The following is a 26,222-nucleotide window of genomic DNA, read 5'->3' on the forward strand; positions in this document are numbered from 1 at the left end:
CCTGATCGCAAGCCTGACCCAGCACCTGTTCGCAAGAAAAAAGAAGGAGACACGATGACCGCAGAATCCGATTACGCCAGCCCCGCCGTTCGCAAGCTGCGCGAAGACCTCGCGCTGGCCTTGCGCGCCGCCGCCCACCACGGGCTCTCCGAAGGCGTGTGCAACCATTTCAGCGTGATGCTGCCGGGCGCGCAGGACCGCTACCTCATCAACCCGCGCGGACTGCACTGGAGCGAGATCGGCCCCGACGACATCGTGCTGATCGACGTGCACGGCGAAGTGCTCGCCGGCCGGCACCGCGTGGAGCCCACCGCCCTCTTCATCCACGGCGCGGTGCACCGACTCAGCGGCCATGCGGTCGTGCTGCACTGCCACATGCCCTACGCCACCGCGCTCACGATCACGGTCGACCGCGCGCTCGATCCGACGGCGAGCCAGAACGCGATGCGCTACATGAACCGCATCGCGATCGACGCGGTCTACAACGGCCTCGCGCTCGACGATGCGGAGGGCGAGCGCATCGCCCATGCGATGGCCGGCAAGGACATCGCGTTCCTCGCGAACCACGGCGTGATCGTGGGCGGCGCGACCATCGCCCATGCCTACGACGATCTGTACTACCTCGAACGGGCGTGCCTGCACCAGGTGATCGCGCAGTCGACCGGGCGGCCGCTGGTGCCGGTGGATGCCAAGCTGGCCGCGCATGTGGCGGCGCAGATTCAGGGCGAGCGCGAACAGTCGGACCTGTTCTTCGAAGCGCTGCGCCGCATGCTGCCCGCGCCGCAAGCCTGAGAAGGTGTGAGCACGCGCGCGCAAGCGGACGTGCACACGGCCTCTCGGCCTACAACCAACGGCACACCTGCGACAGCGCCCGGCGGGCTCACGACGCATTAGCATCGTCGCACGCGCACCGGAGGACGCCACGTCACACGTCTACGGGCTGCTTACAGCTCTTCATCCGATTTCGCCTCAGCCTTACACAAGGTTCACACAAGGCGACGACGATGAGGCTTCCAACCACTCCACGGGAGTTGCCATGAAAAAGCTCACTTTTGCATTCGCCGCAGCCGCACTGATGTCGCTGGCTGCACTCAGCGCACCGGCGCAGGCACAGACCGGTGGCCGCTTCATTCAGGCCCAGGTGTACGTGGTGCCCGCACCGCCACCCCCGCGCCGCTACTACGCGCCGCCGCCTCCGCCGCGCCACTACCACCCGGGCTACTACCGCGATGGCCGTCACTACGACCATGGCCGCCGCTGGGACGACCGCCGCCACTACGGCGGCCGCCGCGACAACGACCATGACGGCGTGCCGAACCGCTACGACCGCCGGCCGAACAACCCCTACCGTTATTGATCCACCAGAACGAAAAAACCCGGGCCGAGCGCCCGGGTTTTTTTATGCGGCGTTGCGCAATCAGGCTTGCGCAACCCGCCGCAGCAGACCCGTCGGCGTGCGTGGCCAGCCTACGCGCCCGAACCATGCGCCGCCTGCGATCGCCGATGCGATCACGATGCCGTACACGACCAGCGCCACACCTTGGGCAGCGAACACGCCGGTGAGCCCGCCGCCCCAGCGCAGCGCGAGCCAGCCGCCGGTGCCGGCCACGGCGAGCCGCGCGATGTTGCCGAGCACCGGCCACATCAGCCGGCCTGCACCCTGCGAGGCGAAGTACAGAACGAGCCCCACGCCGAACAAGCCGTAGAACGGCCCCACCACGCGCAGGTAGTGCGCGCCGGTCTCCAGCATCGCCGGGTCGTTGCCGAACAGCAGCAGCCAGGGACGCGGGAACAGCGCGGCCGCGAGGCCGATGGTCTCGGTCAGCGCAAAGGCCAGCGCCGCGCCTGCCCAGGTGGCGCGCAGCGCGCGTTCGCGTTGCCCCGCGCCCATGCAGGTGCCGACCATCGCGACCAGCGGCGCGCCGAGGCCGAACACCAGCGGCACCAGCAGGTATTCGAGCCGCGACGCCGTGCCGTAGCCGGCCAGCGCGCCCGGGCCGAAGTGCCCGGTAAGTGCGGTCGCGATGCCGATCGACAGGTTGGTCGCCACCGTCGACACCGCACCCACGAGCCCGATGCGCAGGATGTCGCGGAACAGCGGCCACCGCAGCTTCAACGCCGAGAGCGTCGGCTTGAGCAGGCTGCGCGGCGAACGCAGGTAGACGATGAGCGCGATGGAGCCCAGCAGGTAGTACAGCAGCAGCGCCATCGCACCACCGGCGATGCCCATGCCCGGAATCGGACCCCAGCCGAAGATGAGGAGCGGCGATGCCGGAATGAGGAACACCACGCCCACCACCGTCACATTGGCCGGCACCGACATGTTGCCGGTGCCGCGGATGATCGCGGCGAGCGAGTTGAAGAGCCACACCAGCACCGCGCCCGCGAACACCCAGTTCGAGTACGTCAGCGCCGCATCGAGCGAAGCGCCCGTGCCGCCCATGATTCCGTAGAGCCAGCGCCCGCCGAACAGCAGCGCGAGCGTGAAGCACAGGCCGAAACCCAGTGCGATGACCACCGCATGCCAGACGAGCGCATTGGCGTCGTCGCGGCGGCGGGCGCCGAGCGCGCGTGCAATCGAGGCAGCGATGCCGCCGCCGACCGCGCCGCTGGAGGTCATCTGCATCAGCATCACGATCGGGAACACGAGCGCCATGCCGGCGAGCGCATCGGTGCCGAGCTTGCCGACGAAGTAGGTCTCGATGAGCCCGACGGAGGCTTGCGCCACCATCACGAGCACGTTGGGGGCTGCCAGGCGCAGCAGCGTGGGCACGATGGGCGCTTCGAGCAAGAGGCGCGTGCGCGGGTCGAGCTCGGTGTTGGCGGTGGTGGTCATGGCTGTGTCGTCCCGGTCGTCAGGCGCGTGCGCTTGCCGCAGCAGGCGTCACCGGCGTGCCGGCCTTCGCGGCCGGGCGGCGGATCATCATCACGACCACCGCCGCGACGAGGCAGGCGGCACCGGCTGCGTACAGCGCCGGCGTGTAGGTCAGGAGCAGCGTGCGTGCAAAGCCTGCGCCGTATGCGGCGGTGGCGGCGCCCAGTTGGTGCGCGGCAAAGATCCAGCCGAACACGAGGCCCACTTTGGCCGGGCCGAAGGTCGCGCCCGCGAGCTTGACGGTCGGCGGCACGGTGGCGATCCAGTCGAGGCCGTAGAACATCGCGAAGAGGCCGAGGCCGTAGATCGTGAATTCCGAATGCGGCAGCCAGAAGAGCGACAAGCCGCGAAGACCGTAGTACCAGAAGAGCAGCTTGCGGTTGTCGTAGCGGTCCGAGAGCCAGCCCGAGAGGATGGTGCCCACGAAGTCGAAGGCGCCCATCATCGCGAGCACCGAGGCCGCGGGCACGGCGCCCATGCCGTTGTCGCCGCACAGCGAGATGAAGTGCGTCTGCACGAGGCCGTTGGTGCTGAGGCCGCAGATGAAGAAGGTGCCGGCCAGGATGAGGAAGGTGCGGTTGGTCGCCACTTCCTTCAGCACGCGGAACGGCGTGGCGAAGTTCATCACCACCGCGGGCGCGGCCGGTGTTGCGGGCTGCGTGCCGGGCTTTTCGCCGTAGGGCAAGAGGCCGACATCGGACGGCCGGTTGCGCACCAGGCACAGCGCGAGCACGGCAATCAGCACGCTGCCGATCACGATCGGCACGATGGCCGAGCGCCAGCCCCAGTGCTCGATCATCCAGGCCGCGAACGGCAAAAACGCCAATTGCCCCGTCGCCGAGCTGGCCGTGAGCATGCCGATGACCAGCCCGCGCCGCGCGACGAACCAGCGGTTGGCCACCACCGCGCCGAGCACCAGCGCGGTCATGCCGGTGCCCAGGCCCAGCATCAGGCTCCACAGCACGAAAAGCTGCCAGAGCTGCGAAGCCATCGTGACCAGCGCCATGCCGAGGCCCACCAGCGCGAGGCCGGTGCAGATCACGGCGCGAAGGCCGTAGCGCTCCATCAGCACCGCGGCGAACGGCCCCATGAGGCCGAAGAGCGCAAAGCGCAGCGCGAGTGCCGAGGAGATCTGCTCGGTGCTCCAGCCGAACTCCTTGCCCAGCGGCTGCAGCATCGCGCCCGGCAGGCCGAGCGCTGCCGACATCGTCAGCATGGTCAGGAAGGTGATGGCGGCGACGATCCAGCCGTAGTGGATGCCGCGGCGCTGCAGCCATGCGGAAACTTGGGTGGCGAACATGGGGCCTCTGCTGTTGGAGTGGGGTGTGGAGGAGGAAAAGAAATCCGGTCCGCGCTGCGATCGGCGCGACTGTCTGGTGTGGGTTGGGTGCGCCTTCAGTCGTGAAGATCAGCGGCGTCGTCCGCGCCCAGCAGTTCGAGCGATTCGTCGATGAGCTGGTGCAGCGCCAGCACGCGCTCCACGCCCAAAAGCGCATTGAGCTTCTGCTGCGCGGTCTTCCAGTGATGCTGGGCTTCGCGCCACTTGGCCTCGCCTTCGGGCGTGAGCGCCACGAGGAGGCTGCGCGCATCGGCGCCGGCGCTTTGCACGATCCAGCCGGCGGCGATCAGCGGCTGCAGGTTGCGGCTCAAGGTGGAGGCGGTCATCTTGAGCTCGCCCGCCAGATCGACCGGGCGAACGGGGCCCAGTCGCTTGACTTGCGACAGCAGCGAATACTGCGTGGTCTTGAGGCCGCTCTTGGACACCTCGGCGTCGTAGTGCGTCGACAGGCGACGCATGAGCTGTCGCACCTTGAAACTCGTGCAGCCGCGGGGCTTGGTCTGGATGTCCATGGGCGACGATTGTAGGTGCAACTGTTGCATATACAATTCACGACCTCATTCAAAGCCCCCAGGAGCAGCACAGGCATGACGCAACCCACCAGCCAGATCGACGCATGGATCGCCGAGGAACGCGCGATCATCGACCGCCTCGAGGGCGGCCCCGGCCCCGGACTCGCCCGCCCCGAGCAGATCGCCGGCAAGACCGGGCTCGAAGTCATGCAGGCGATGCTGAACGGCGAGATTCCCTACGCGGCCATCGCCAAGACGCTGGACTTCACGATCGTCTCGGTCAGCAAGGGCGTCGCCATCTTCCAAGGCACCCCGCTCGCGCAGCACCTGAACCCGCTGGGCACCATCCACGGCGGCTGGGTCGCCACGATGCTCGATTCGGCCCTGGGCTGCTCGGTCCACACCATGATGCCGCCCGGCCGCGGCTACACGACCGCCGAGCTGAGCGTGAACTACGTGAAGGGCCTCACGCCGAAGGTGCAGCGGGTGCGCGCCGAAGGCAAGGTGATCCACTGCGGCCGGCAACTCGCGACCGCCGAGGCCCGGCTCGTCGGGGCCGACGGCACGCTGTATGCGCATGCGACGACGACCTGCCTGGTGTTCGAGATTCCCGCGGGCCGTTGAAGATTCACGCCGCTGCTATTCAACTGGAAGAGCAAGTGGCCTGAATTCCAAAGACCGCGATTTATTCAATTCCTGCTTCAAGCGTGCTTTAAAGCATTTCTCTCCTCGCCTGCAATACGGAGCAGCCGCTCCGTCGCTATGATGCGCTGCAGGAAATCATTGCCCCGCGCGGCTTTCAGATCGCCCGAAGTGCCAATGATTTTCGCAATCATAAATACGAGGAGAAACGCAATGCTGAATCGGATTTTTGCAATTATTTGTCTTTTGATTCTGGCCGGCTGCACCACCGCACCAGCGATTTCCCCCAATTCCGGGAAAATCGCCAAAGGCTCGAAAGTCGGATTGCTCGTCTATATGCCCGCACCGGCGCAGCATATGCACGTCGGCACCACCGTTTTCAATAATTTCTCGACGCCTTATCAATTCCCCTGGAATCCGACCGTCAGAACCTACGAGGCATTTCAATCTGACCTGGAGAAAGCGGGATTCCAGGTCGTCAGACTGACAAGCTACGCAACCACCAGCGTGAATGCCCTCGCCATTGAAAAAGACGGCCGCTGGATTGCCAATCCAAGACAGGAATGGTCAGCGAAGAAATTGAAGGAAGAGCAAATATCGGCCGTAGTCGTGGTAGAGGGAAAAAGAACACTCACGCGAATGGAATGCACGGGTGGACCTTGCGCCGAGAGCTATATGGAAAATTCCGGTCTTTTCACCCGCGGCATGTTTACATCCACAAGATATTTTGCCGTGCCCGCCATGGAATTGAAGATCTTCACGCTGAATAACCCATTGGAAATCACAGCTTACGAACCGCTGAAAACAATTCAAAGAACCCGAGTCCGGCAATTGAATGACTTTGCGGACCCGCGCGATTTCAAGCGTTTGACCACCACCGAATTCTCGCCCGTGGCCGCCTCGATCGATAGCTATATCAAATCGATTTCCAGAAGCACGGCCCAATCACTTGTTGCCGGTGTGAATTAATTAGCCGGCAATCTGGAGCGAGGCGCTATTCAGCGCGCTGGTGGTGCGTGGGGAATTGCAGCGTGAACACGGTGCCGCCGACAGAAGACGACGCCACCTGCATTGCGCCACCGTGCGCCTTCGCGATCTCGTTCACGATGAAAAGGCCGAGGCCCACGCTGCGGGCCGAACTTCCTTCGGTCGCACCCCGCACCATCGGCTCGAACACCGTGGCGAGCATGTCGGGCGGAATCGGGTCGCCTTCGTTGTGCACCACCACCGTGGCTTTCGGCCCTTCTATTTCCGAGCGCACGGTGACGGGCGTGCCGCGATGGCCGTAGGCCACGGCGTTGCTCACGAGGTTGCCGATGAGCTGCGCCAGCCGATCCGTATCGGCAATGCACGCGCCCGGTCCGCCCTGCAAATGAACGATTCTTGTCGCCGGATAGGCGAGCATCAACTCGTCGATCGCTTGCGCCGCGATCGCATGCAGGTCGGTGGCGCCCGGCTTCACGCTCAAGCCCTTGCCGATGCGCGATTGGGTGAAGTCCAGCAGTTCCTCGATCAGGCGCTGCGCACGTTCGGCCGAGTTGCGCACATGGCCGAGCACGCGAACCTGGCGCTCGCCTTCCGTCCGCCCCAGCAACTGGATGCCCATGAGAATCGCCGACAGGGGATTGCGCAGATCGTGGCTCACGATGCCCACCATCTGCTCGGCGAAGAGCGCACGGTCTCTCAACAGATGCTGCGTGTCGCGCTCCACCTGCAGCAAGGCGTCTGCCTTCTTGCGCGCGCTCATGAGCTCGCGCTCGTAGCGGTTGCGGTCTTCCGCCACGAAGGCGGCGATCTCGTCGAACTCGCCCGCTTCGCGCTTGCGCCGACGGGCGTTGAGAATCATCGGAATGCCCTGGCCATCGCGATGCCGGACCTCGAACTTCACCTCGGCCAGCGAGCCCTGAAGCTGCAGGGCCGGCGCCCAGTGGGTCTGATGGAAGATGCGGCCGCCCATCGTGAACAGGTCCTGCACGCGCTTCAGGCCGACAAGCTCTTCGCGTGCGAAGCCGACCCAGCCGCAGAAGGTGGTGTTGACCTTGAGGATCGTGCCGTCCAGCGCCGTGACCAGCAGGCCGCAAGGCGCATCTTCGAAGAGGTCGGCCGCTTCGGGAAGGGGCTGGCTCATTGGGCGCGCGGCAGGCCAAGCGCGCCGAGGAAATCCTCGATCGCCTCGCAGCTCGCGTCGGGCGCGCTCAAATGAGGGCAATGCCCGGTGTTGACCACCACCCGCAAGGTTCCGTTGGGCAGCGTGCGCTGCATGTATTCGCCGACCGCCAGGGGAGCGATCAGGTCTTCGGACGACTGGATCACGAGCGTGGGCGTCTGCAGCTTCGCCACGTCCTGGCGGTTGTCAGAGAGGAAAGTGGCCTTGGCAAATTGCTTGGCGATTTCGGGGTCGGTGCGGCAGAAGCTGGCGGTGAGCTCGGCGCCCAGCTCGGGCCGCTCGGGCACGCCCATGATCGCGGGCGCCATGCTGGAGGCCCAGCCGAGGTAGTTGCTCTCCAGCGTGTCGAGCAGCGAATCGATGTCCTCGCGCGTGAAGCCACCGGTGTAGTCGCCGTCGTTGATGTAGCACGGCGAGGGGCCGACCATCATGTGCGCGGCAAAGGTGCCCGGCGCCTTGAGGTCGGCCAGGACACCGATCATGGCGCTCACCGAGTGGCCGACGAACATCACGGGACCGGTCGCGAATTCGTTCGCGATTTCCAGCAGGTCGTCGGCGTAGCCCTGGAGGGTCGCGTACTTGGCCTTGTCATAGGCGCCGAGGTCCGACTGCCCGGAGCCGACCAAGTCGAACGTCACCACGCGAAAGCGTTCGGCAAATTTCGGGGCCATGAAGCGCCACATGTTCTGGTCGCAGCCGAAGCCGTGGGCGAAGATCATCGTGCGGTCTCCAGCGCCGAAGACGTGGACGTTGTTGCGTTGCCGGATGTTCACAGGACGGACCTCAAGCGTCTGAAAAGCGATATTTTGCTCTCTGAAGTTACAAGGCCTTCACCAGGTGCGATGCGGCCGAAGGCCGCGACACGCTTCAAGTAGGCCTTCGCCTTGTAAGTCCAAAAGACTCGCCCCTCTCCCCGCCTGCTGATAATCGTTCGCATCGGCGCCCCTCGCCCTGGTCCGCCGGTATCTCCGCAAGAACACATCAACCCACTGGAGGAACTCCCATGACCCGACGCTCCGGCGCCTCGACCCGCGCTGCGCACGCCCTGATCGGCGCCACCACGGCCTGGCTGGCCCTCGCCGCCCTGCCCGCACACGCAGCCGAAGAGCTCACGCTCTACACGACGCGCGAGGCCGCGTTGATCCAGCCGCTGATCTCCGCCTTCAGCGCGCAGAGCGGCATCAAGGTCAACACCGTGTTCGTGAAGGACGGGCTGCTCGAGCGCGTCAAGGCCGAAGGCGCGCGCTCGCCGGCCGACGTGCTGATGACGGTGGACATCGGCAACCTGATGGACTTGGTGGATGGCGGCGTGACCCAGCCCGTGAAATCGCCAGCGCTCGACTCGGCCATTCCCGCCAACCTCCGCGGTGCCGATGGCCAGTGGTTCGCGCTCTCGCTGCGCGCCCGCGTGCTGTATGCCGACAAGGCGCAGCCGCTCACCAGCTTCCGTTATGAAGACCTGGCCAACCCGAAATACAAGGGCAAGGTCTGCATCCGCGCGGGCCAGCACCCGTACAACACGGCGCTCGTCGCGGCGCTGATCGCGCACGACGGCGAAGCCAAGGCCGAGCAGTGGCTGCGCGGCGTGAAGGCCAACCTCGCGCGCAAGGCCACGGGCGGCGACCGCGACGTGGCGCGCGACATCCTCGGCGGCATCTGCGACATCGGCATCGCCAACTCGTACTACGTCGGCCAGATGAAGAGCGCCAAGGAAGGCACCGACGCGCGCAAGTGGGGCGATGCGATCAAGGTGATCCGCCCGACCTTCGCCAACGCAAAGAGCGGCGGCACGCACGTCAACATCAGCGGCGCGGCCGTGGCGAAGAACGCGCCGCAGCGGGCCAACGCGGTCAAGCTGCTCGAGTTCCTGGTGTCCGAGCCGGCGCAGGCGCTCTACGCGCAGACCAACTACGAATACCCGGTGCGCAAGGGCGTGGCGCTCGATCCGATCATCGGCCAGACGATCGGCGAGCTGAAGGTCGATCCGCTGCCGCTCACCGAGATCGCCAAGTACAGGAAGCAAGCCAGTGCGCTCGTCGACAAGGTCGGCTTCGACCAGTGATCGAGACGGTCGGGCCCGCTCTGCCGGCGCCTGAAGAAAAATGCAAATGACACGGCGCCAGCCACCGGCCCTGCAAGCTGCAGGACCGGTCTGGCGCCTTGCCTCGTTCGCGATCGCCATCGGCGTGCTCGCGCCGGTGCTCACGCTCCTGTGGCTCGCGTTCGGCTCGGGCATCGGGCACTGGGGGCCGCTCTTCGCGCACGTGCTGCCGCAGGCGGCGCTCAACACGGCTTTGCTGCTGGCCGGCGTCGGCACGCTGGTGCTGGTGATCGGCACGGGCTGCGCGTGGCTCGTCACCGCGCATGACTTTCCGGGGCGCGGCGTGCTGCACTGGGCCTTGCTGCTGCCGCTGGCGATGCCGACCTACATCGTCGCCTTCGCGTACCTCGATCTGCTGCATCCCATCGGCCCGGTGCAGGGCGCGATCCGCTGGGTGCTGGGCTTCGACAGCCCGCGCCAGTTCCGCCTGCCCGACCTGCGCTCGATGCCGGGCGCGATTTTCGTGCTCGGATTCGTGCTTTATCCCTACGTCTACATGACGGCACGCGCGATGTTCATGACGCAGCCGGCACATTTGCTGGAGGCCGCGCGCACGCTCGGCGAGAACCGCCTCGGCGCGTTCTTTCGCGTGGCGCTGCCGCTCGCGCGCCCTGCGCTTGCGGTGGGCCTGAGCCTCGCGCTGCTCGAAACGCTGAACGACATCGGCGCCTCCGAATTCCTCGGCGTGAACACGCTCACGGTGGCGGTCTACACGACGTGGATCACGCGCTCCGACCTGGCCGGTGCGGCGCAGATTGCGTGCGCGATGCTGTTCGTGGTGGTGGCGCTGGTCTGGCTCGAACGCAACGGCCGCCGGCACCAGCGCTTCGGCTCGGCGCAGCGCATGCGCGCAGTGCTGCCGCGACGCCTGCATGGGGGCGCGGGCTGGGCCGCGACGGCGGTCACCGCGCTGCCGGTGCTGATCGGCTTCGTGGCACCGGCGCTCTATCTCGTCTGGGAAAGCGCCAAGCGGCTGCGTCAGGGCGGTGGTGTTTCGCAAGGGCTGATCGCGAGCCTCGGCAACACGCTCGCACTGGCTGCGGGCGTCACCGTGGTGGCCGTCGCTGCGGGATTGGTCGTCGCGTGGGCGGCGCGCAGCCAGGGCTCGGGCATCAACCGCGCGCGCTGGCAGGCACGCGCCGCCACGCTGGGCTACGCGGTGCCGGGCACGGTGCTCGCCATCGGCCTGCTCACGCCGGCGCTGGCCTTCGATGCCGCGCTCGCGACCGCGTTCGGCTGGCAGGGCCTGCCGCTGATGAGCGCAGGCATCGTGCTGGTGGTGGCCTGCGCGATCCGCTTTCTCGCGATGCCGGTCGGCGGCATCGAGGCCGGCCTCGCGCGCATTCCGCCCGCCATCGAGCAGGCCTCGCGCCTCCTCGGCGAAACCACCGCCGGCACGCTGCGCCGCGTGCACCTGCCGCTGCTGCAGCCCGCCATTGCCGCGGGCGCGCTGCTGGTCTTCGTCGATGCGATGAAGGAGCTGCCCGCCACGCTGCTGCTGCGCCCCGCCAACTTCGACACCCTGGCCACCTGGCTCTATGCCGAGGCCGCGCGCGGCACCTATGAAGAAGGCGCCATCGCGGCGCTCGCCATCGTGCTGGCGGGGCTGCTGCCTGTGGTGCTGCTGGCGCGCAATCAACTGGGCACAACGCCAGTGGCACCCGTTCCGGAAAACACATGAGTTCAGCGCTGCACCTCGAATCGATCCAGCTCGCGTACGACACGCCGCGCGGCCCGCACACCGTCGTCGACGACTTCTCGCTGTCGCTCGCGGCCGGCGACATCGCCTGCCTGTTCGGCCCCTCGGGCTGCGGCAAGACCACGGTGCTGCGCGCCATCGCGGGCTTCGAGCCGCTGCGCGCAGGGACGATCCGCCTTGACGAAGTGGTGCTCTCGTCCGCCCGCTCGCACCTGCCGCCCGAGCAGCGGCGCGTGGGGATGATGTTCCAGGAGTACGCACTGTTCCCGCACCTCTCGGCCGCGAAGAACGTGGCCTTCGGGTTGCGCCGCCTCGACCGCGCGGCGCAGCAATCACGCGTGGCCGAGATGCTGGCGCTGGTCGGCCTCGCCGATGCGGGTGAGCGCTATCCGCACGAGCTTTCGGGCGGGCAGCAGCAACGCATCGCGCTGGCCCGCGCGCTCGCGCCTTCGCCTGCGTTGTTGCTGCTCGACGAGCCCTTTTCCAACCTCGATGGCGCCACGCGCGAACGCCTGACCGCCGAGGTGCGCGGCATCCTGAAGCAGGCCGGCCAGACCGCCATCCTGGTCACGCACAACGAGGTCGAAGCGCATGCGATGGCGGACCGCATCGGCGTGATGCACAACGGGCGCATCACGCACTAGCTGGCAACCGCGACCTAGCACAAGGCGCTCAAAAGGCGAATGGGCTTTCCGGGAAAAGGTTGTTCGGGACCGCAAGAATCGCGGCGACCGAACCACACAACCGAAGACGGAGAGCCCCCATGTCCCAACACTCCCAACCCCTCACCCTCGTCAGCCACTTGCTGTGCCCTTACGTCCAGCGCGCCGCCATCGCGCTCGGTGAAAAAGGCGTGCCCTTCGAGCGCGTCGTGATCGACCTCGCGAACAAGCCCCAGTGGTTTCTCGACATCTCGCCGCTCGGCAAGGTGCCGCTGCTGAAGGTGCAGCGCGGCGACGGCACCGAGGCCGTGCTGTTCGAGAGCAACGTGATCTGCGAGTACCTCGAAGAGACCCAAGCCGGCGCGCGCCTGCACCCGGAAGACCCGCTCACCCGCGCCGAGCACCGCGCGTGGATGGAGTTCGGTTCGGCCATCCTCGCCGACCTCTGGGGGTACGAGACCACACAGGATGCGGCGGTCTTCGAGCAGAAGCGCCTCGCGCTGGTCGCGAAGTTCGAGCGCGTCGAAGCTGCACTCGGCGCCGGCCCCTACTTCGCGGGCAAGAATTTCAGCCTGGTCGATGCGGTGTTCGCGCCGGTGTTCCGCTACTTCGAGGTGTTCGACACGCTCATCGATTCGCGCATCTTCGCCGCACTGCCCAAGGTCGATGCGTGGCGCAAGGCACTGGCCGCGCGCCCGAGCGTGCGCGATGCGGTGGTGCCGGAATATCCGCAGCACCTGATGGAATTCCTCAAGCGCCACGAGGCCCATCTGCTGACGGCAGCGGCGGCTTGATCGCTGCGGCGGGAAGCCGACAATAGCGGCTCCCCCTCCCATTTCCCCATAACTACACGGCACCACGAGATGCGATTCCTTCACACCATGCTGCGCGTTGGCAACCTCCAGCGCTCCATCGACTTCTACACGCAAGTGCTCGGCATGAACCTGCTGCGCACCTCCGAGAACCCCGAGTACAAGTACAGCCTCGCCTTCCTCGGTTTCGACAAGGGCAACCCCGACCAGGCCGAGATCGAGCTCACCTACAACTGGGGCACCGAGAGCTACGACCTGGGCACCGCCTACGGCCACATCGCCCTCGGCGTGCCCGATGCGTATGCGGCCTGCGAGAAGATCAAGGCGGCGGGCGGCAACGTGACGCGCGAGGCCGGTCCGGTCAAGGGCGGCACGACGGTGATCGCCTTCGTGACGGACCCTGATGGCTACAAGATCGAGCTGATCCAGCGCGCTGAATCCGCTGAAGGCGCGGGCCTGCGCTGAAGCGCTTCGGGTAACGCCATGGCCAGCCCGAAGAAAGAACAGAAGAAGACAACGATGACAGCAACTCGCCACGTCGCATTGCTGCGCGGCGTGAACGTCAACGGCATCACGATCAAGAGCGCCGACTTGAAGGCGCTCTTCGTCGAGCTCGGCTTCGATGCGGTACGCACGGTGCTCGCGAGCGGCAACGTGCTCTTCGACACCGACGAGCACGATGCCGGCGCCTTGCGCACTCGCATCGAGCAGGCGCTGCGCAAGCGCTTCGACTACGACGCGTGGATCGTGCTGCTCACGCAGAAGCAGGTGGCCGACATGGCCGCGGCCTATCCCTTCGAACGCATCGACGAGGAGCGGCATCCGTACCTCGTGTTCGGCTCCGATCCCGCGATGCTCGACGAGGTGATGGAAAAAGCCGGCACCGTCGACCCCAAGCTTGAACGGCTGAAGCAAGGCAAGGGCGTGCTGTACTGGCAATGCCCGCGCGGCGAGAGCACCGACACGCCGGTGGCCAAGCTGCTGGCGAAGACGCGCTACAAATCGAGCACGACAGCGCGCAACCTGCGCACGGTCGAGAAACTTCTGACGGACTGATCAGCAGCCCAGCAGATCGGCCAGTTCGTTGATATCGCGCGCATGCAGGCTGTTGTCCGGCTGCGGCGAAACATCCTTCGGCTGCGCGCGGCCGAACTCGTGGGGGCGCTCGATGTAGGCGGTCTTCAAGCCGCACACGCGTGCGGCGGCCAGGTCGTCGTGGTGCGCAGCCGCCAGCATCACCTGCCCCGGCGTCGCATCGAACACGCCGGCCACGCCTAGGTAGGTGCGCGGGTCGGGCTTGTAGGCCTTGAAGACCTCGGCCGACAGCACGCAGTCCCAGGGCAGGCCCGCGCGCTTGGCCATCTCGGTCAGCAAGCCGATGTTGCCGTTCGAGAGCGTGCAGATGGTGAACTTCTTCTTGAGCCGCGCGAGCCCCGCCACTGAATCGGGCCATGCCGGCAGCCGGTGCCACGCACGGCTCAGGTCGCGCTTGGCGGCGGTGTCGAGGCGGTCGGTCAGGTCGAAGTCGCGCAGCACTTGTTCGAGCATGCTCAGGTGCAACTCGTCGAGCAGCGTGAAGCCGCCCTCGCCCGCCGCGATGCGCTCCATCACCGCCTTCATTGCGGGCTGGTAGCCGGCACGCCATGCGAGCGCGAACGTCGCGCCTTCCACGCCCGGCAGCACGCGCTCGACTTCGGCGGCAATGCCGCTGTGCCAGTCGACCACCGTGCCGAACACGTCGAACGCGATGACCTTGAGGTCGCTCGCGTCGAACTCGGCGCGCATGTCAGCGGGACAGCTGGCTCGCGGCGCGTGCCAGCTGTTCGATGCGTGCCCAGTCGCCGTCGCGGATCGCATCCGTCGGCACGATCCACGAGCCGCCCACGCAGGCCACGTTCGACAGCGCGAGGAACTCGGCCGCGTTGCCCGCATGGATGCCGCCCGTGGGGCAGAAGGTGACGTCGCCGAAGGGGCCTTGCCAGGCCTTGAGCATCGGCAGGCCGCCGGCTTGCAGCGCGGGGAAGAACTTGAGCTGCGTGTAGCCGTCCTCCTGCGCCGTCATGATTTCGCTGCCGGTCGCCACGCCGGGTAGAAGCGGCAGGCCGAGGTCGTGGCAGGCCTTGCCGACCGCGCGCGTGTAGCCCGGGCTCACGCCGAACTTCGCGCCGGCCAGTGCCGAGGCCTGAGCATCGGCCGCGCTGCGGATGGTGCCCGCGCCGGCCACGGCCTCGGGCACTTCCTTGGCGATGGCCTCGATGCACTGCAGCGCCTGCGGCGTGCGCAGCGTGACCTCGAGCATGCGGATGCCGCCGGCCACCAGCGCGCGCGCCAGCGGAATGGCGTCTTTCACGTCGTTGAGCACGATGACCGGAATAACCGGCGCGTCGCGCATCACGTCGAGGGCGGTGAGTTTGTTGTTGTCTACAGCCATGAGCAGGCTCCTTCTTCAGCGGTGAGTGCATTGCGGCGCATGCCGGCGAACAGTTCGCGGCCGAGGCCGTGTCCGTCGGCGATACGCTGCGCTTCGGGCAGCGTCGCGGTTTCGCGCGCGGCCCATTCGTCTTCGGGCAGCAGCACGGCGAGCGTACCCGCCACGGCGTCCAGGCGGATCACGTCGCCGTCGCGCACCTTGGCCAGCGGGCCGCCCGCCGCCGCTTCGGGCGACACGTGGATGGCCGCCGGAATCTTGCCCGACGCACCGCTCATGCGGCCATCGGTGACCAGCGCGACGCGGAAGCCCTTGCCCTGCAGCACCGAGAGCGGCGGCGTGAGCTTGTGCAACTCGGGCATGCCGTTGGCCTGCGGGCCCTGCCAGCGCACCACGCAGACCACGTCGCGCTCCAGTTCGCCGGCGGTGAAGGCCTTGTGCAGGGCGGCCTGCGAATCGAACACGCGGGCGGGCGCTTCGATCACGTGGCGGTCGTCGGGCACGGAAGAGACCTTGATCACGCTGCGGCCCAGGTTGCCGCTGAGGAGCTTCAGGCCGCCGGTGGCGTTGAACGGCTCAGCCACCGGGCGCGCGACCGCGTCGTTCTTCGACGGCGCGGCGGGCGTCCAGCTCAGGCGCTGCTCGCCGCTGTCGGCCAGCGTCGGGATGTTGGCGAATTCGCGGATGCCACCGGCGCGCACCGTGAGCACGTCGCCGTGCATCAGGCCCGCATCGACCAGTTCGCCGATCACGAAACCGGGGCCGCCCGCGGCCTGGAACTCGTTCACATCGGCGCTGCCATTGGGGTACACACGGGTCAGCAACGGAATGATGTCGGAGAGCTTCGAGAAGTCGTCCCAATCGATCACGATGCCCGCGGCGCGGGCCACGGCCACCCAGTGGATCAGGTGGTTCGTCGAGCCGCCGGTGGCCAGCAGTGCGGCCATGGCGTTGACGATGCAGCGCTCGTCGACCATTTCGCCGATGGGCGGGCAGTTGAAGGCAGTCTCGCCCGCCTTGCCCAGCACGGTGCGCACCGCCTCGCGCGTGAGCGTTTCGCGCATCGCATCGCCGGGCTGGATGAAGGCCGTGCCCGGCACATGCAGGCCCATGGCTTCGAGCAACATCTGGTTGCTGTTGGCGGTGCCGTAGAAGGTGCAGGTGCCTACCGTGTGATACGCCGCCATTTCGGCATCGAGCAGGCCCTGCCGGCCCACGAGGCCCTGCGCCGCTTGCTCCCGCACCTTCGACTTGGCGTTGTTCGAGAGGCCCGAGGGCATCGGCCCCGCGGGCACGAACACGGTCGGCAGATGCCCGAAGTGCAGCGCGCCGATCAGGAGGCCGGGCACGATCTTGTCGCACACGCCGAGCATCAGCGCGCCGTCGAACATGTCGTGCGTGAGCGCGATCGCGGTGCTCATGGCGATGACGTCGCGGCTGAAGAGGCTCAGCTCCATGCCGGGCGTGCCCTGCGTGACGCCATCGCACATCGCCGGCACGCCGCCGGCGACCTGCGCGGTGGCACCGAGGCGCCGCGCCTCCTGCTTGATGATGTCCGGGTAGCCCTGGTACGGCGCGTGGGCCGAGAGCATGTCGTTGTAGGCGGTGACGATGCCGAGGTTGGGCGCGCGCTCGGTCACCACCTTGAACTTGTCGTTGGCCGGGATGCCGGCCACGGCATGCGCCACGTTGGCGCAGCCCATGCGCTCGGAACCGCGGTCGCGGCCGCGGATTTCGGCGAGCCGTGCGAGGTAGGCGCTGCGCGTGCCATGGCTGCGCTCGCGGATGCGATCGGTGACGTCGCGGACGGTGGGGTGTGTGCTGCTCATGGGGGTAGATGGCTCTTGCTGCGTGTCGCCGGAGCGACTGGTGGCCTGGAAGCTCATCGTACCAAGGCAGGCGCAAACAGCCGATGAAATCCGGGCGCCAAACGATACGAATTTACTCGGGCATCGCCGGGCGGATTCGCTGCGCCCCGTATCGCCAGTTCGCTCGGGTGCCCCGAGGCTATTCCCCGTCGAGTCGATCCCGCCGCATGGCGCGCCAGAGCGTGAGGTCGTAGGCGATCTTCAGCAGCCCGCACGCGATGAGCGGCAGCGAGATCCAACCGGCTGCGAAAAGCGCGCCGCTGATGGTCGGACTGATGGCGGCCGCCAGGCTCCGGGGCACCGCCGTGAAGCTGGCGGCCGCGGTGCGCTCGGGCGGCGTCACAACGGCCATCACGTAGGCCGTCCGTGTGGGAACGTCCATGGACGACAGCGCGCTTCGAATCGTCAACAAGACCAGGGCGACCGGCAGGTTGGGCGACAGTGCGGCCAGCACGAGGCAAACGTTGGCCGGCAGGTGCGTGAAGACCATGGTGTTGAGCAGCCCGATGCGCCGCGCGACCACAGGCGCGGCGAGCTGCGACGCCGCCCCCAGCAAGCCGGTCCAGAAGAAGAAGATGCCGGCCTGCGTGAGAGAAAAACCGAATCGCTCCAGCAGCCACAAGGACATCAGCGCGTTGACCACCAGCCCGCCGGCAAAGGCATCGACGCTGAAGAGTGCCGCCAGTCGCCTCACGACAGCGCGCGATGGCCCGAGGGGTGCCGGTGCCACGGGCGGGCTGTTCGCATTGTTTGCGCCGGCCTGGGCGGGAAGGCTGCGGTAGATCCAGAAGACGATCAACCCGATCACGGCGTAGACCACGAACATCCCGCGCAATGCGTCGAGCCGCGCGAGTCCGCTGTGGCGAACCAGCCAGTCCGGCACGGCAGCGGCCAATGCGCCCAGCGCGGCGCACAGGGCGCCCAAGAGGCTGTAGCGCGCAAACAGGGCTGTTCGGGCGTGGCCTTGGGCGGCGGCGGCCAGGCGGGCGTGCTCCAGGGGAAGAAACACGCTGACATCGCCGGAACTGGGGTTGAGCGTGCCGACCAACGCGACGACCAGCAATGGCCAGAACGAGGTCAGGCCCACGAAGCCCAGGCCCGTGGCGGCCATCAGCAACGCCGCGCAGCGCAGCAGCCGGCCGCCTCCGAACCGGTAACCCCAGGCGCCGACCGCGAGCGTCGCAAGCGCCGAGCCCAGCATCGTTGCCGTGCTGACAATGCCGACCTCCAGCGTCCCGAATCCGATCGACAGCAGGTAGGCTGGCAGCAGCACCGCCATGTATCCGTCCGCGAAGGCGCGAAGCCCGCGCGCCACGAGCAAAGGCAAGGCCTCCGGATCGACACCGGAAGGCAACAGGCGCGCGAGACCCGTGCGCGGGCGAGGCGCGCTGGCGATATGCATCGGAGGCATGTCAGCGCAGCGAGGGCAGCAACAGGGTCACCGCCAGCCCGATGGCCGCGCAGGCCGCGAGCAGCGGCATCACGCCGATCTTGAGACGGAACAAGGCGATGGCCGCCGCGACGGCGATCAGCGCCGAGACGGCGTCGAAGCGGCCACCGAAGCCCTGCGGCCAGAGCACGTGGTACGCGAAGAAGAGCGCCAGGTTCAGGATCACGCCCACCACCGCCGCCGTGATTGCCGACAGCGGCGCCGTGAAGCCCAGCTTGCCGTGCGTGGCCTCGATGGCGGGCCCGCCGGCAAGGATGAAGATGAACGAGGGCAGGAAGGTGAAGAAGGTCACGACGGTTGCGGCCAGCGCCCCCGCCAGGAACAACGAATCCGGCCCCAGCACCTGTTTCAGCCATCCGCCGACAAAGCCGACGAAGGCCACGACCATGATGAGCGGACCCGGCGTCGTCTCGCCCAGGGCCAGGCCATCGATCATCTGTGCGCCCGACAGCCACTGGTGGTTCTCGACGGCACCCTGGTAGACGTAGGGCAGCACGGCATAGGCGCCGCCGAAGGTCAGCAATGCCGCCTTGGTGAAGAACCAGCCCATCTGCGTGAGCGTGCCCTGCAGTCCCTGCGTGGCGACGAGCACGCCCATGGCCAGCAGCCAGAGGCCCAGGCCGATCGCAAGGATCTTGACGAGGTGCGAGCGCGAGAAACGCGCGTGCGGCGGCGTCGGCGTGTCGTCGTCGATCAGCGCCGGACCGTAGCTTTGACTGGCACTGCCATGTCCGCCGCCGAGTGCGAAAACCCCGGGCGCCCAGCGCGCCCCGAAGTGACCGATCAGGCCGGCTGCCAGCACGATCGCCGGAAACGGCGTGTCGAACGCGAAGATCGCCACGAACGCAGCGGCGGCAATGCCCCACATCCACCGGTTCTTCAACGCCCGGCTGCCGATGCGGTGCGCCGCGTGCAGCACCAGTGCGGTGACGGCCGGCTTGATGCCGTAGAAGATGCCGGCCACCACCGGCACATGGCCGAAGCGCAGGTAGATCCACGACAGCGCGATCAGGATGAACAGCGAAGGCAGCACGAACAGCGCCCCGGCCACGATGCCGCCGCGCGTGCGGTGCATCAGCCACCCGATGTAGGTGGCGAGCTGCTGGGCCTCGGGTCCGGGCAGCAGCATGCAGAAGTTCAGTGCATGAAGAAAGCGCTTCTCGCTGATCCAGCGCCGCCGCTCGACCAGCTCGGCATGCATGATCGCGATCTGTCCGGCAGGGCCGCCAAAGCTGATGAAGCCAAGCTTGAGCCAGAAGCGCAGGGCCTCTGCAAAGGAAACGGGCTGGAGGGGTGCAGGAAGCGCGGGGGGTGCGGAAGGGGCGTCAGGAAAGTCGGTGTCCACGGCAGGCTCCGTTGTGCGTCACCAGCACTTGGACGGGACACCGTCTATCTTTTCAGACGGGAGGCTGTTTTCCCGTGCGGCGGATCGTAGCAGCTTGAATCGGAGCGGGGTCTAGGGTCTACCTGGCAGGCAGGCTTCAGTCCACCAGCCTGGCCTCGACGCGGCGCGCCTCGGCGTTGTTGCCCGAACCCGCCGTCACCTCGGGCTTCTGCAGGTCGATCTTGGCGGCCGGAACACCCAGGCCCACGAGCACGTCGCGCACCATCTCGGCCCGCTTCTTCGCCAGCGACTCATTGATGGCGGCATCGCCCGTGGTGTCGTGGAAGCCCGAGACCACCACCTTGCGACCGCTCTCCACGCCCTTGATGACCGCGGCCAGCGCCTCGGCGGCGCCCGGTGCGAGGTCGGCGCTGCCGGTCGCGAAGTAGAAGTTCACCACGCCATTGACCACGCGGATGCTCGCGCCGTCGGGGATCGTGACCGTCACCGTTTCGGTCACTTCGGCCAGCTTGGGCGCTTCGCCGGGTGCGGGCGACGAGATCACCACGGCCGGTGGCTTGCCCTCGGCAGCGACCGCGGCACCGGAGGCGCTGTGGCCCTTGTGCCAGATGACGATGCCCACCACGAAGAAGATGACCAGCGCGATCAGCGCCATGAGAAAGCCGAGGATGAAATTCTGCTGGCCGTCGTCGTCGCTCATGGGTGGGCGTGCTCCGTAATTGAGGGGTCGGTAAATAATGGTGCGGTGAACCATGACTCCGAAATTGTAGGCGGCGCTCCTGACAGGCCCGTGTCGGACCCCGCGCCGAATCCCGTGCCGGACCCCGGACCGCCGGGCCTCGATCCCATGCCCAAGCCCCTGCGCGATCCGCAGCCCATGCTCGAGCGCGCGATTGCCGATTGGGGCGGGCACGACGACCTCTGGCTGTTCGGCTATGGCTCGCTGATCTGGCGACCGGAGTTCGGCTTCATCGAGCGGCGCCCGGCCTGGGTGCACGGCTGGCACCGGGCGCTCAAGATGTGGAGCCGGGTCAACCGCGGCAGCGTGCAGACGCCGGGCCTCGTGTTCGGTCTGCTCTCGGGCGGCAGTTGCCGCGGCATGGTGTTCCGGATTCCCAGGGCCGAGGGCCTGGAAACACTGAAGCGCCTCTGGCTGCGCGAGATGCCCACCGGCGTGTACGACCCCAAGTGGCTGCACTGCCACACCGCCGAGGGCCCGGTGCGCGCGCTGGCCTTCACGCTCTCGCGGCGCAGCCCCAACTTCACCGGCGAGCTGAGCGAGGAGCGCTACCGCCACATCTTCGCCAATGCGGTCGGCCGCTACGGCAGTTCGCTCGACTACGCGCAGCAGACGCTGCTCGAGCTGCAGCGGCATTCGATCCACGATGCGGCGCTGGCGCGGCTGCTGGCCCTGGCCGAGGCGAAGCAGGAACTGCAGGCGCAACAACAGGCATCCGCGGCAGCCGCTGATTGCGACACGCCCGCGCCTTCGGTATATGTTCCGGGGTCTTCCGACAATTCTTCTTCCCAACCTTCATCCGGGCCGTCGTCCGGACCGTCCAAGGAAAAACCATGAACCATCGTCGTCTCTTCGCCACCGGCACCGCCCTCCTCGCCACCGCCGTGCTCGCCGCCTGCGGCAGCATGGGCGGCAAGCCCAGCACGGCCGTCGAGCTGGTGCCGACCGCCGCGATCACGCCCAACCCGACCCGCGGCACGGTCAAGCTCACCGCGCTGGACCACGGCGTGCGCGTCTCGGGCGAAGTGCGCGGCCTCGTGCCGGGCAGCGAGCATGGCTTCCATATCCATGAAAAGGGCGACTGCGGCGACAACGGCAACGCCTCGGGCGGCCACTTCAACCCGACCGGCGGCACGCACGGCAAGTTCGCCGCGCCGGGAAGCCATGCCGGCGAACTGCCGAGCCTCGTGGCCGATGCCGGCGGCGTGGCGCGCTTCAGCGTGGACGACCACTCGATTTCGCTGACCGACGGCGCCGCCAACAACGTGGTGGGCCGCGCGCTGGTGGTGCACCGCGACCGCGACGACTTCACGACGCAGCCGGCCGGCAACTCGGGCCCGCGCATCGCCTGCGCGGTGATCCCGAAGGGCTGATCCAGCCGACGCCAGCCGATTAACGGCCCGCGCGCTCGAGCCACAGCGCCTCGGCGCGCGCCAGGGCCTCGGGCGTGTCGATGTCGATGACGATGCCGGCATCGTCCACCGCGAGGTCGGCGACCGAATCGATGGCCCGCATGGCGCGCAACACTGGCGCCGCGCCCAGGTTTCCCTCCAGCGCCGCGAGCTGTGCGCGGCATCCGGCGGCAAAGGCGACCGGATGGCCCCGCTCCCCCATGAACTGAGGCTGCACGGCATTGACCCGGCCGTTGAGCGCACCGGCCACGGCCTGCAATGTCTCGGGCCGCACCAGCGGCAGATCGCCCGGGAGGATCAGCCAGCCGACAGCATCGGGCGTGGCGCGCACCGCGGCGGCAATCGAGTCGCCCATGCCCGCATGGCCCGCGTCTTCCAGGTGCCACGGCAGACCACTCGCGCGCACGGCATCGAGCGTGTGCTCCAGCACCGGCTTGCCCGCGAGCAGGGCCTTCAGTTTGGAGCCCGTGCCGCCGGCGGCAATGAAGCGTTCGCCCCGGCCCGAGGCCAGCACGATCACCAAGGGAGAGTTCGCTTTTGTCGCCTTCATCGTCATGGGCGGAGTATGTGCGCAACAATCCCGGCATGACTTCCCCTCTCTCCAACGAAGCGCTCGCCGCGCTGCGCAAGAGCTACGAGCGCGCCGAGCTCGGCGAGGCCCACAGCGCGGACGATCCGCTGAAGCAATTCGAACGCTGGCTCACCGAGGCCATCGACGCGCAGGTGCCCGAGCCCAATGCGATGACGCTGTGCACCGTCGGCAGCGACCTTCGGCCCTCGAGCCGCATCGTGCTCATCAAGGGCTACGACGCACGCGGCCTCGTCTGGTACACCAACTACGAAAGCCGCAAGGGCCGCGAGCTCTCGGGCAATCCGTATGCGTCGCTGCAGTTCCACTGGGTCGAGCTCGAGCGCGTGGTGCGCATTGAAGGCCGCGTCGAGAAGGCCAGTGCCGACGAGAGCGATGCCTATTTCGCGAGCCGCCCGCTCGATTCGCGCATCGGCGCCTGGGCCAGCCCGCAGAGCGAAGTGATCAGCGGACGCGACGTGCTGGTGAAGAACGCAGCCGTGGCCGCGGCGAAGCACCTGCTCTCGCCGCCGCGCCCGCCGCATTGGGGCGGCTATCGGCTGGTGCCGGACCGCTGGGAGTTCTGGCAGGGCCGCAAGAGCCGGCTGCACGACCGGCTGCGCTACCGGCTCGAAGGCAGCGACTGGGTGCGCGAGCGGCTCGCGCCCTGATCCGTTCGTGAAACACCGCGGCACCGGCTTTGCCGGGCCGCAGGTGTTGCCCCCGGCCAGGGGGAAGGAGAAGCGACACGAAGTGCGCGAAGCCTGGGGGAGATTCAGGTGTCGCAGCCGACGACTTTGAATTCGACGCGACGATCAAGAGCGTCGCTCGCATCGTCGGCTCCGGTGCCGACGATGTTCTCCCGAAACCCCATGCCTGATTCGCGCAGCTTCTTCGCGAGCGGCGGCGCCTCCGTCACCAGCTTCGACTTGACGCTCACCGCGCGCTGCAGCGACAGCCGCTCGTTGACCGACTCCGAGCCCGTGCGGCTCGTGTGCCCGGTCACCACCACGCACGAATCGATCTGTGCCGCCTGGCGCGCGATCTGCCGCAGCCACATCGGATAGGCGGCGCTGATCTTCGGGTCGCCGAGGAAATCGGTCGAGCCCGGCTTGAACAGGAACTTGACGCTCAGATTGTTGGTTTCCAGACCCAGGCGCGCGATGGTGCCGAAGGTCTTTTCCGCATCGGCCGTGCGGCCCAGTTGCGACTGCGTGAGATACAGCCCGCTGTAGATGCGCAACTGCTGCCCGTCGGGCCGCTTCGACGCCGCCTCGTAGCGGCCCAGGGCTTCGCTCATGCGCCCGGCCTCGTACGCGGCAGTTGCTTCCTGCAGCACGGTCGAGGTCGGCAGGCGCTCGAGGTACAGCGCATCGGCCGCTTGCCCCGGCTGGGTTTCGGCGGTGCGGATGTAGCCCTCCACGCCGCGGTCCTTGCCGTTCACCGGGCTGTCGCGAAAGAAGGCGGTGGGCCGGGTGTCGAGCGTCGCGTCGCTGATGCGCGCGACCGACTGCGCGATCACCATGCCGCTCTTGATTTCGGTCAGCGCGAGGTTCAGGCGGTAGCGTCCACCGGCGGTGGCATCCTTGTCGCGCATCAGCGTGCCGTTGAGCACGTACTGCGCGTTGCCGATCTCGGCGGTGTTGAACGGCGTCACCGTGAACTGCTTGAACTGCGCCTGCATGCGCTGCACGATGCGCTGCTCGGCCACGCGCGTCACCTCGGTCTGCTGGCCGCTCGCGCCTTCGAGCAGCGGGTCGATCACGATGCGGCGCTGCGAGAGCGTCGATTCCACCTTCGCGAGGAAGGCCGGCAGCTTCTGCGTCTGCACCATCAGGTCGTCCACCGCCTGGTTGACGGCCTGGTCGAAGGGCATGGCGTTGCCGGGCGTGGGGCGGTTCGCGCAGGCGGCGGCGAGCGCGGCGGCGCACAGGGTCAGCACGCGCAGCGCGGTGCGGACACGTCGAATGGTGGTGGTGTTCATCATCAGCACTGGCTCCTCAATGTCTTCATGTCTTCGTCCGACAGCGGCTCGCCGACGGCGGCACGCATGTTGATGTCGGTGCAGCGTTTCGACGGCGCAGGTCTTTTCGCCATCGGTTCTCTCTGCGCTTCGTGTTGCTGCTGCTGCGGTGCGGGCGCGGCCGACGCCGTGGCCTGCGGCCTGGGCCTGGTCCTTTCACTGGGCCTGGGCGCAGGTGCGGGCTTCGCGTCGGCCTCTGCCGGCTTGTCGGGCGCCTCGCGCGGCACGCCGGCCGACAGGCACGGCGTCCTGCACGGCTTGGCATCGGCCGCCGCCTGCGCGGTGGGGCCGAAGAGCGCGATCACCGTCGCGACCACCGCCATAGCAACAAGGGGCGAAGAGCACGCCGGGTAAATCATCAGCCGGCAAATGTAGGGCGGCAGGCGCCGCGCGCCATTCCACCAAACGGCCACCCCTGCCGAACGGCATAGGGGCCAGCGGGTGGCCGGTAAAGCGAAAGGCCGCGAGCCGGCTAAGTGGCGAGAACCGAAGGACTCAAACGCTGAAACGCACTCAGGGCAGCCACTGCACCCAGACCATCACGAGCGTGAGCGTGCCCAGCGCCAGCACCGTCGACACGGCAACGCTGGCCGTGACGAGGTCTTCGGCCGTGCGGTAGCGCTGCGAGAACAGGAACACGTTGGCACCGATGGGCAGCGCCGCCGCCACCACCATCACGGTGAGCGGAATGCCGCGTACGCCGAGCAGCCAGCCGATGCCGGCCACCAGCAGCGGATGCAGCAGGTTCTTCACGAGCGCCTGCACCAGCGCGCCGCGCCAGTGCCGCCCGATGGGCGTGAGCGCGAGCGTGATGCCCACCATGACGAGCGCCACCGGGCCGAAGGCCTGGCCGAGCAGTTGGATGGGCTTGTCGATCACTTCGGGCATCACGAGGCCGGTCTGCGCGAACAGCAGGCCCGCGATGATCGGCAGCGGCACCGGGTGGATGATGGCGTTGCGCAAGGCACGCAGCACGGTGCGCGCCATCGAGCGTTTCTCTTCGCCGCTGACCACCGCGTGTTCGCGTGCAACAGCCAGTTCGAGCACGAGCGTGGCGCTCGTCATGAGCACCAGCGAGTGCAACGAGATGAGCGTCAGCAGCACCACCATGCCCGCCTCGCCATAGGCGAGGCCGACGAGCGCGATGCCGATCATCACGGTGTTGCTGTAGGTGTTGGCGAGCGCAATCACCGCGGCCGTGCGGTTGAATCCGCGCAACGCGAGCGTGCCGGCGAACAGCAGGCCCGAGGCGATGAAGTAGGCGGCAACCGGCTTGAGGCTGAGCTCCTGCACATGCACCGTGCTCATCGCGCGGAAAAGCAGCGCGGGTGCGAGTAGCAGGAAGATGAGGTTCGACAGGTCCTTCACCGCGTTAGCGCCGATCCATCGGCGCCTGCCGGCCAGGTAGCCCGCCGCGATGAGGATGACGACGGGGAGCAGCGAGGAGATGACGAAGGAGTTCACGCGGCGAGGATAGCCGAGCGATTTCTGTTGTCTTGCTCCTTCCCCTCCCGGGGAAGGTTGGGATGGGGGCAAGCGGCGCTTGTGGAAGCTGCGGCCTCATCACAGGCCGCGAGCCC

At 67.5% G+C, this 26,222-nt stretch carries 27 protein-coding genes and 1 pseudogene; 14 read left to right on the forward strand and 14 right to left on the reverse strand.

What is annotated here, in order from left to right; all coding sequences use genetic code 11:
- Positions 1 to 51: 51 nt before the first annotated feature.
- Positions 52 to 792: pseudogene (locus QF040_RS14050) on the forward strand (aldolase); the annotation flags it as partial.
- 244 nt (positions 793 to 1,036) lie between these two features.
- Positions 1,037 to 1,357 (forward strand): hypothetical protein, encoded by a 321-nt coding sequence (locus tag QF040_RS14055; protein WP_307602170.1) that lies wholly within the window; start codon positions 1,037 to 1,039, stop codon positions 1,355 to 1,357.
- A gap of 60 nt (positions 1,358 to 1,417) precedes the next feature.
- On the opposite strand, the gene QF040_RS14060 is transcribed toward QF040_RS14055, so the two are convergent.
- From QF040_RS14060 to QF040_RS14070, 3 genes are all read right to left on the reverse strand, one after another.
- Complete coding sequence (locus QF040_RS14060; RefSeq protein WP_429611532.1) at positions 1,418 to 2,836, reverse strand: MATE family efflux transporter; 1,419 nt, start codon at positions 2,834 to 2,836, stop codon at positions 1,418 to 1,420.
- Between the two features lie 19 nt (positions 2,837 to 2,855).
- Positions 2,856 to 4,175 carry an MFS transporter gene (locus QF040_RS14065; protein ID WP_429611533.1) on the reverse strand — a complete coding sequence of 440 codons (1,320 nt, stop codon included), beginning with the start codon at positions 4,173 to 4,175 and terminating at the stop codon, positions 2,856 to 2,858.
- A 95-nt stretch (positions 4,176 to 4,270) separates the two neighbouring features.
- Complete coding sequence (locus tag QF040_RS14070; RefSeq protein WP_429611534.1) at positions 4,271 to 4,726, reverse strand: MarR family winged helix-turn-helix transcriptional regulator; 456 nt, start codon at positions 4,724 to 4,726, stop codon at positions 4,271 to 4,273.
- 75 nt (positions 4,727 to 4,801) lie between these two features.
- On the opposite strand from QF040_RS14070, the gene QF040_RS14075 reads away from it, so the two are divergent.
- Together QF040_RS14075 and QF040_RS14080 are read left to right on the forward strand one after the other, a co-directional pair.
- Positions 4,802 to 5,350 carry a PaaI family thioesterase gene (locus QF040_RS14075; protein ID WP_013542652.1) on the forward strand — a complete coding sequence of 183 codons (549 nt, stop codon included), beginning with the start codon at positions 4,802 to 4,804 and terminating at the stop codon, positions 5,348 to 5,350.
- Between the two features lie 231 nt (positions 5,351 to 5,581).
- Positions 5,582 to 6,337, forward strand: a complete 756-nt coding sequence (locus QF040_RS14080) for a hypothetical protein (RefSeq protein ID WP_429611535.1) — start codon at positions 5,582 to 5,584, stop codon at positions 6,335 to 6,337.
- 25 nt (positions 6,338 to 6,362) lie between these two features.
- Here the strand turns inward: QF040_RS14080 and QF040_RS14085 are convergent, their stop codons facing one another.
- Both QF040_RS14085 and QF040_RS14090 read right to left on the reverse strand, forming a co-directional pair.
- Positions 6,363 to 7,496: an ATP-binding protein gene (locus QF040_RS14085; protein WP_429611536.1), complete on the reverse strand. Its 1,134-nt coding sequence runs from the start codon at positions 7,494 to 7,496 to the stop codon at positions 6,363 to 6,365.
- Positions 7,493 to 8,254, reverse strand: coding sequence for an alpha/beta fold hydrolase (locus tag QF040_RS14090; protein ID WP_429611537.1), 762 nt, complete (start codon positions 8,252 to 8,254; stop codon positions 7,493 to 7,495). The genes QF040_RS14085 and QF040_RS14090 overlap by 4 nt, the downstream gene beginning before the upstream one ends.
- Positions 8,255 to 8,538: 284 nt before the next feature.
- Between QF040_RS14090 and QF040_RS14095 the strand changes: the two genes are divergently transcribed.
- The 6 genes from QF040_RS14095 to QF040_RS14120 all read left to right on the forward strand — a co-directional run bounded on the left by QF040_RS14095 (position 8,539) and on the right by QF040_RS14120 (position 13,865).
- Positions 8,539 to 9,597: a Fe(3+) ABC transporter substrate-binding protein gene (locus QF040_RS14095; RefSeq protein WP_307503819.1), complete on the forward strand. Its 1,059-nt coding sequence runs from the start codon at positions 8,539 to 8,541 to the stop codon at positions 9,595 to 9,597.
- 46 nt (positions 9,598 to 9,643) lie between these two features.
- On the forward strand, positions 9,644 to 11,317 hold the full coding sequence (locus QF040_RS14100) for an ABC transporter permease (protein ID WP_429611538.1): 1,674 nt from the start codon (positions 9,644 to 9,646) through the stop codon (positions 11,315 to 11,317).
- Complete coding sequence (locus tag QF040_RS14105; RefSeq protein ID WP_429611539.1) at positions 11,314 to 11,979, forward strand: ABC transporter ATP-binding protein; 666 nt, start codon at positions 11,314 to 11,316, stop codon at positions 11,977 to 11,979. Before QF040_RS14100 ends, QF040_RS14105 begins: the two co-directional genes overlap by 4 nt.
- Positions 11,980 to 12,098: 119 nt before the next feature.
- Positions 12,099 to 12,791: a glutathione S-transferase family protein gene (locus QF040_RS14110; RefSeq protein WP_429611540.1), complete on the forward strand. Its 693-nt coding sequence runs from the start codon at positions 12,099 to 12,101 to the stop codon at positions 12,789 to 12,791.
- A gap of 69 nt (positions 12,792 to 12,860) precedes the next feature.
- Positions 12,861 to 13,274 carry a lactoylglutathione lyase gene (gloA, locus tag QF040_RS14115; protein ID WP_429611541.1) on the forward strand — a complete coding sequence of 138 codons (414 nt, stop codon included), beginning with the start codon at positions 12,861 to 12,863 and terminating at the stop codon, positions 13,272 to 13,274.
- A 54-nt stretch (positions 13,275 to 13,328) separates the two neighbouring features.
- Positions 13,329 to 13,865, forward strand: a complete 537-nt coding sequence (locus QF040_RS14120; RefSeq protein WP_429611542.1) for a DUF1697 domain-containing protein — start codon at positions 13,329 to 13,331, stop codon at positions 13,863 to 13,865.
- On the opposite strand, the gene QF040_RS14125 is transcribed toward QF040_RS14120, so the two are convergent.
- From QF040_RS14125 to QF040_RS14150, 6 genes are all read right to left on the reverse strand, one after another.
- On the reverse strand, positions 13,866 to 14,594 hold the full coding sequence (locus tag QF040_RS14125; RefSeq protein ID WP_429611544.1) for a haloacid dehalogenase type II: 729 nt from the start codon (positions 14,592 to 14,594) through the stop codon (positions 13,866 to 13,868).
- A 1-nt stretch (position 14,595) separates the two neighbouring features.
- Entirely contained in the window at positions 14,596 to 15,240 is a 645-nt protein-coding gene (eda, locus tag QF040_RS14130; RefSeq protein ID WP_429611545.1) for a bifunctional 4-hydroxy-2-oxoglutarate aldolase/2-dehydro-3-deoxy-phosphogluconate aldolase, read from the reverse strand.
- Positions 15,231 to 17,066, reverse strand: a complete 1,836-nt coding sequence (edd, locus tag QF040_RS14135; protein WP_429611546.1) for a phosphogluconate dehydratase — start codon at positions 17,064 to 17,066, stop codon at positions 15,231 to 15,233. Before edd ends, eda begins: the two co-directional genes overlap by 10 nt.
- A 178-nt stretch (positions 17,067 to 17,244) precedes the next feature.
- Complete coding sequence (locus QF040_RS14140; protein WP_429611547.1) at positions 17,245 to 18,507, reverse strand: MFS transporter; 1,263 nt, start codon at positions 18,505 to 18,507, stop codon at positions 17,245 to 17,247.
- A gap of 10 nt (positions 18,508 to 18,517) precedes the next feature.
- Positions 18,518 to 19,900 carry a chromate efflux transporter gene (chrA, locus tag QF040_RS14145; RefSeq protein WP_429611548.1) on the reverse strand — a complete coding sequence of 461 codons (1,383 nt, stop codon included), beginning with the start codon at positions 19,898 to 19,900 and terminating at the stop codon, positions 18,518 to 18,520.
- Positions 19,901 to 20,036: 136 nt separating this feature from the next.
- On the reverse strand, positions 20,037 to 20,600 hold the full coding sequence (locus tag QF040_RS14150; RefSeq protein WP_429611549.1) for an OmpA family protein: 564 nt from the start codon (positions 20,598 to 20,600) through the stop codon (positions 20,037 to 20,039).
- 147 nt (positions 20,601 to 20,747) lie between these two features.
- Between QF040_RS14150 and QF040_RS14155 the strand changes: the two genes are divergently transcribed.
- Entirely contained in the window at positions 20,748 to 21,476 is a 729-nt protein-coding gene (locus QF040_RS14155) for a gamma-glutamylcyclotransferase (RefSeq protein WP_429611550.1), read from the forward strand.
- Entirely contained in the window at positions 21,473 to 22,012 is a 540-nt protein-coding gene (locus tag QF040_RS14160; protein ID WP_013542668.1) for a superoxide dismutase family protein, read from the forward strand. The genes QF040_RS14155 and QF040_RS14160 overlap by 4 nt, the downstream gene beginning before the upstream one ends.
- A gap of 19 nt (positions 22,013 to 22,031) precedes the next feature.
- Here QF040_RS14160 and QF040_RS14165 read toward each other — a convergent pair whose 3' ends face one another.
- A complete protein-coding gene (locus QF040_RS14165; protein WP_429611551.1) occupies positions 22,032 to 22,607 on the reverse strand; it encodes a nucleotidyltransferase family protein in 576 nt (191 codons plus the stop codon).
- Positions 22,608 to 22,636: 29 nt separating this feature from the next.
- Between QF040_RS14165 and pdxH the strand changes: the two genes are divergently transcribed.
- Positions 22,637 to 23,290, forward strand: a complete 654-nt coding sequence (gene pdxH / locus QF040_RS14170) for a pyridoxamine 5'-phosphate oxidase (protein WP_307503787.1) — start codon at positions 22,637 to 22,639, stop codon at positions 23,288 to 23,290.
- A gap of 104 nt (positions 23,291 to 23,394) precedes the next feature.
- Here pdxH and QF040_RS14175 read toward each other — a convergent pair whose 3' ends face one another.
- Positions 23,395 to 24,606, reverse strand: coding sequence for an OmpA family protein (locus tag QF040_RS14175; RefSeq protein WP_429611552.1), 1,212 nt, complete (start codon positions 24,604 to 24,606; stop codon positions 23,395 to 23,397).
- A 24-nt stretch (positions 24,607 to 24,630) separates the two neighbouring features.
- Between QF040_RS14175 and QF040_RS14180 the strand changes: the two genes are divergently transcribed.
- Positions 24,631 to 24,996, forward strand: a complete 366-nt coding sequence (locus QF040_RS14180) for a hypothetical protein (RefSeq protein WP_429611553.1) — start codon at positions 24,631 to 24,633, stop codon at positions 24,994 to 24,996.
- 159 nt (positions 24,997 to 25,155) lie between these two features.
- Here the strand turns inward: QF040_RS14180 and QF040_RS14185 are convergent, their stop codons facing one another.
- The gene (locus tag QF040_RS14185) at positions 25,156 to 26,106 is read right to left on the reverse strand and encodes an AEC family transporter (RefSeq protein WP_307612175.1); all 951 of its coding nucleotides are present in this window, start codon (positions 26,104 to 26,106) and stop codon (positions 25,156 to 25,158) included.
- Between the last annotated feature and the right edge of the window lie 116 nt (positions 26,107 to 26,222).

The organism is Variovorax sp. W2I14, from assembly GCF_050435205.1.
In the GTDB taxonomy this organism is placed as follows: Bacteria; Pseudomonadota; Gammaproteobacteria; order Burkholderiales; family Burkholderiaceae_C; genus Variovorax; species Variovorax paradoxus_C.

Coding starts and splice junctions, on each gene's coding strand:
- QF040_RS14055 (WP_307602170.1), top strand. CDS start 1,037: ATGAAAAAGCTCACTTTTGCATTCGCCGCAGCCGCACTGATGTCGCTG.
- QF040_RS14080 (WP_429611535.1), top strand. CDS start 5,582: ATGCTGAATCGGATTTTTGCAATTATTTGTCTTTTGATTCTGGCCGGC.
- gloA (WP_429611541.1), top strand. CDS start 12,861: ATGCGATTCCTTCACACCATGCTGCGCGTTGGCAACCTCCAGCGCTCC.
- QF040_RS14140 (WP_429611547.1), bottom strand. CDS start 18,507: ATGCATATCGCCAGCGCGCCTCGCCCGCGCACGGGTCTCGCGCGCCTG.
- edd (WP_429611546.1), bottom strand. CDS start 17,066: ATGAGCAGCACACACCCCACCGTCCGCGACGTCACCGATCGCATCCGC.
- QF040_RS14075 (WP_013542652.1), top strand. CDS start 4,802: ATGACGCAACCCACCAGCCAGATCGACGCATGGATCGCCGAGGAACGC.
- QF040_RS14110 (WP_429611540.1), top strand. CDS start 12,099: ATGTCCCAACACTCCCAACCCCTCACCCTCGTCAGCCACTTGCTGTGC.
- QF040_RS14120 (WP_429611542.1), top strand. CDS start 13,329: ATGACAGCAACTCGCCACGTCGCATTGCTGCGCGGCGTGAACGTCAAC.
- eda (WP_429611545.1), bottom strand. CDS start 15,240: ATGGCTGTAGACAACAACAAACTCACCGCCCTCGACGTGATGCGCGAC.
- QF040_RS14090 (WP_429611537.1), bottom strand. CDS start 8,254: ATGATCTTCGCCCACGGCTTCGGCTGCGACCAGAACATGTGGCGCTTC.
- QF040_RS14175 (WP_429611552.1), bottom strand. CDS start 24,606: ATGATGAACACCACCACCATTCGACGTGTCCGCACCGCGCTGCGCGTG.
- pdxH (WP_307503787.1), top strand. CDS start 22,637: ATGACTTCCCCTCTCTCCAACGAAGCGCTCGCCGCGCTGCGCAAGAGC.
- QF040_RS14060 (WP_429611532.1), bottom strand. CDS start 2,836: ATGACCACCACCGCCAACACCGAGCTCGACCCGCGCACGCGCCTCTTG.
- QF040_RS14065 (WP_429611533.1), bottom strand. CDS start 4,175: ATGTTCGCCACCCAAGTTTCCGCATGGCTGCAGCGCCGCGGCATCCAC.
- QF040_RS14150 (WP_429611549.1), bottom strand. CDS start 20,600: ATGAGCGACGACGACGGCCAGCAGAATTTCATCCTCGGCTTTCTCATG.
- QF040_RS14095 (WP_307503819.1), top strand. CDS start 8,539: ATGACCCGACGCTCCGGCGCCTCGACCCGCGCTGCGCACGCCCTGATC.
- QF040_RS14085 (WP_429611536.1), bottom strand. CDS start 7,496: ATGAGCCAGCCCCTTCCCGAAGCGGCCGACCTCTTCGAAGATGCGCCT.
- QF040_RS14155 (WP_429611550.1), top strand. CDS start 20,748: ATGCCCAAGCCCCTGCGCGATCCGCAGCCCATGCTCGAGCGCGCGATT.
- QF040_RS14180 (WP_429611553.1), top strand. CDS start 24,631: ATGTCTTCGTCCGACAGCGGCTCGCCGACGGCGGCACGCATGTTGATG.
- QF040_RS14165 (WP_429611551.1), bottom strand. CDS start 22,607: ATGACGATGAAGGCGACAAAAGCGAACTCTCCCTTGGTGATCGTGCTG.
- QF040_RS14105 (WP_429611539.1), top strand. CDS start 11,314: ATGAGTTCAGCGCTGCACCTCGAATCGATCCAGCTCGCGTACGACACG.
- QF040_RS14160 (WP_013542668.1), top strand. CDS start 21,473: ATGAACCATCGTCGTCTCTTCGCCACCGGCACCGCCCTCCTCGCCACC.
- QF040_RS14100 (WP_429611538.1), top strand. CDS start 9,644: ATGACACGGCGCCAGCCACCGGCCCTGCAAGCTGCAGGACCGGTCTGG.
- QF040_RS14125 (WP_429611544.1), bottom strand. CDS start 14,594: ATGCGCGCCGAGTTCGACGCGAGCGACCTCAAGGTCATCGCGTTCGAC.
- QF040_RS14070 (WP_429611534.1), bottom strand. CDS start 4,726: ATGGACATCCAGACCAAGCCCCGCGGCTGCACGAGTTTCAAGGTGCGA.